Source organism: Methanobrevibacter sp., assembly GCF_045126245.1.
Taxonomy (GTDB): domain Archaea; phylum Methanobacteriota; class Methanobacteria; order Methanobacteriales; family Methanobacteriaceae; genus Methanocatella.
In genome coordinates this window covers 1-3,423 of record NZ_JBGVOG010000114.1, presented here as the reverse complement: position 1 = coordinate 3,423, position 3,423 = coordinate 1, and the positions used below count along the sequence as shown (strand labels likewise).

Genomic DNA, 3,423 nt, shown 5'->3' with positions numbered 1-3,423 from the left:
ATTGATGGAGTTACAACATATGGATCTGATGAATTAACTAAAAAATTACAGGGATGTGAAGACCCAGTATTTTTACTTACAATCGGTACAACTGAAACCTCATTGATACCTGGCCTTTCAGGTGCAGGCCCTTCAGCGGATTTAACTGAATATACACCTGCTTCAGATGTGGAATTTATGGTTTTAGGAGAAGTAAGATGTTGTGAGGCTCCAGCAGAAACCGTCGTAGGCGATGCCGCTGCACCAACTCCCGCAAGGCTTACAAAAGCAGCACTCCAACTTGCAAACATCCCCTTTGTTATTGTTGATGCCGGTTCTAAAATTAAACCTGATATAGAATATGTCAATTTAGGAAAAGAATATGGAAGAGATATCAGAACCGGAAAAGGTGTTTTAAACCCATTAGAAATATTTGAAAATGCAAAGGATTTAGGTTCTGAGTTATCAAGAAGACATGAAATGCTTATAATTGGCGAAAGTATTGCTGCCGGAACTACAACCGCTTTGGGAGTATTGAGAGCTTTGGGTTATGATGCCAATGAAAAAGTTAGTGGAAGCATGCCCCATAATCCTCATGACATGAAAACAAAAATTGTAGATGAAGGATTAAAAAATGCAGGCCTCGACCCGGAAAAAGATGATATTGATGCAATTCAAGCCATAGCTGCAGTAGGAGACCCTACACTTCCTGCAATAGCCGGAATTGTTATAGGTTCAGATATTCCAATCATTTTGGCAGGTGGAACCCAAATGGCTGCGGCTTGTGCGATTATAAAATCCGTGCAACCTAATTTTGATTTTTCAAGAATTAACCTCGCCACTACAGTATTCGTTGCAGGCGATGAGACTGCAGACCTGTTCGGAATTTTAAAACAAATCGATGGCAACATTACCGTTAATGTTGTAGATCCCGAATTTGAAAAATCAGAACACGAAGGGCTGAAAAATTACTTGAAAGGATTTGTTAAGGAAGGTGCCGGAGCCGGAGGGGCAATGTATACAGCACTTGTTTTAGGAAATTCCGTTGAAAAACTTAGAAAAAAAATAGAAAAAGTATGTAAATAGAGATTAAATAATCTCTATATTCTTATTTTTAAAATATATGGGCGATTGAACCCATAAATACGACTATACCTACTATCCAACAGTAGTAAGCGAATATATCCAAACTTCTCTTTTGAATCAGCTCAAGCATCCATTTGATGGCTGCATAACCTGCGATGAAAGCGGCGATGAAACCTAGAAATATAGGTAAAAAGTTAGCATCCATTGCAGAGCCTATGTCCTTCAACTGCACCAGAAAAGCGCCAAGAATAGCTGGAATGGATAATATGAAACTGAATTTTGCTGCAAATTCCTTATCCAACCCTATTACAAGACCTGCGGCTATTGTTGTACCGGAACGTGAAAGTCCAGGTAAAATTGCACATGCCTGACCTAAACCCATAAACAATGCTTCTTTTGCACCGATGTTATTAAAATTAACTTCACCACTAGTCATTCTTTGAGACAAGTACAATATAGTACCAGTTACGAATAAAAAGAATGCGGGAACATAAAGGGCACCGGCAAATAATGCTTCTACTGAATCTTCAAAAAACACTCCAACAAAACCTACAGGAATGGTTGCCAAAATTACATACCATGCAAGTCTTTTATAAGGATCATCAATGAACCCTTGCCTGAATCTTCCCTGAAGCAAATCTCCAATGCTCAGCCACCATGACTTAAGCATTTTGATGATATCCCCACGGAAGAACCATAAAACCGCAAGCAGTGATCCTAAATGTAGAAAGGTGTCAAAAGCAAGTGAGCTTTCAACTCCTAAAATATTTTGAATAAACACAAGATGTGCTGAACTACTAACCGGCAAAAATTCAGTTAAACCCTGAACAATACCAATAATAATTCCTTGGATAATATCCATAGACTACACCGCTTAAATGTAAGATAACCAACCGTATTTATCTTCAACTTTTGCTTCTACAATATCAAAGAAGGCAGTTTGTATTTTTTCAGAGATTGGTCCTCTTCTACCGATACCAATAGTTCTGTGGTCAATGGAACGAATTGGAGTAACTTCCGCAGCAGTTCCAGTGAAGAACACTTCATTAGCAGAGTATAACCTTTCTCTTGATATGATTTCTTCAACAACCTCATAGCCTAAATCACGAGCAATAGTCATGATGGAATCCCTTGTAATACCTTTAAGGTTGGATGATGACATTGCAGGAGTGAACAATTTTTCGCCTTCAACAAGGAATATGTTTTCTCCACTGCCCTCGGATACGTGACCTTCATAATCAAGCATAATAGCTTCATCAAATCCGTTGTCAATAGCCTCAAGTTTAGCCAATTGGGAATTCATATAATTTGCACCACATTTAGCAAGAGCAGGGAAAGTGTCCGGAGCTGGTTTTCTCCATGATGATACACCAATGTCTACACCATTGGCCATTCCTTCTTCTCCTAAATATGATCCCCATTCCCAAGCAGCAATAACTACATTAACAGGACAGTTTAATGGGTTTACACCAAGTTCACCATATCCTCTAAATACAATTGGGCGTATGTAACAACCATTCAAGTCATTTACACGAACGGTTTCTAAAATCGCTTCTTCAATTTCTTCTTGAGTATAAGGAATATCAATTTTATAAATTTTTGCTGAATCAAATAAACGTTGTACATGTTCTTTTAGGCGGAATACCGCTACGCCCTTTTCGTTTTTATATGCACGAATTCCTTCAAAAACACTTGTACCATAATGGACAACATGAGAAAGTACATGAATGTTTGCATCTTTCCAATCTACCATGTCTCCATCTATCCATATTTTACTAGCTGTATCGTCCCAAGCCATTTTATCACTTCATTTTTTATTTGTAATAATATCTATATTATTAATAATTAATTAACTTTACCCATTAAAAATGGAAATACCGAAATGCTTATATAATAATAAAACCATAATAATATTTGTTGGTTCCGTGGTCTAGTGGTATGATACCTCCCTTACAAGGAGGGGATCACGAGTTCGAATCTCGTCGGAACCACTCATCCTATTTTTGAAATTTTTTTTTACCACAGTCAACTTTTTCATTGATTTTTTTTTGAGATATTTTTCATCAAAATCAACAAATTTTACATTTATTTCATTAAAAAAAAATATAGATACCCGAATGAATTAATAAACAATATTTAATAATTTAAAATAATGAATAATGTTAATTAAAATAATTAAGTGATTGATTAAAAATAATAAATAATAAAATTTAAATAGTTTTTGAATTAAAATTATTAATATCGAAAAAGGAGACTTAATTATGGTAGTTAAAATTGCTATTATTAAAAGTGGTAATATTGGTACTTCACCAGTAATTGACCTATTGTTAGACGAAAGAGCAGACAGACCAAATATCG

Annotated in this window: 4 protein-coding genes and 1 tRNA gene; 3 read left to right on the top strand and 2 right to left on the bottom strand. The window is 35.9% G+C overall.

What is annotated here, in order from left to right:
- Positions 1 to 1,065 (top strand): nicotinate mononucleotide-dependent phosphoribosyltransferase CobT (gene cobT / locus ACJMLZ_RS08435; protein WP_405305180.1); only part of this gene is annotated, 1,065 nt, incomplete at its 5' end.
- A gap of 28 nt (positions 1,066 to 1,093) precedes the next feature.
- Here the strand turns inward: cobT and uppP are convergent.
- Together uppP and ACJMLZ_RS08425 are read right to left on the bottom strand one after the other, a co-directional pair.
- Complete coding sequence (gene uppP / locus ACJMLZ_RS08430) at positions 1,094 to 1,927, bottom strand: undecaprenyl-diphosphatase UppP (protein WP_405305179.1); 834 nt, start codon at positions 1,925 to 1,927, stop codon at positions 1,094 to 1,096.
- 12 nt (positions 1,928 to 1,939) lie between these two features.
- Complete coding sequence (locus ACJMLZ_RS08425) at positions 1,940 to 2,863, bottom strand: branched-chain amino acid transaminase (protein WP_405305178.1); 924 nt, start codon at positions 2,861 to 2,863, stop codon at positions 1,940 to 1,942.
- Between the two features lie 121 nt (positions 2,864 to 2,984).
- Here ACJMLZ_RS08425 and ACJMLZ_RS08420 point away from each other — a divergent pair.
- Positions 2,985 to 3,056, top strand: a tRNA-Val gene (locus ACJMLZ_RS08420).
- 270 nt (positions 3,057 to 3,326) lie between these two features.
- The coding region (locus tag ACJMLZ_RS08415) for a F420-dependent methylenetetrahydromethanopterin dehydrogenase (protein WP_405270337.1) at positions 3,327 to 3,423 on the top strand (97 nt) is incomplete at its 3' end.

Coding starts and splice junctions, on each gene's coding strand:
- ACJMLZ_RS08425 (WP_405305178.1), bottom strand. CDS start 2,863: ATGGCTTGGGACGATACAGCTAGTAAAATATGGATAGATGGAGACATG.
- uppP (WP_405305179.1), bottom strand. CDS start 1,927: ATGGATATTATCCAAGGAATTATTATTGGTATTGTTCAGGGTTTAACT.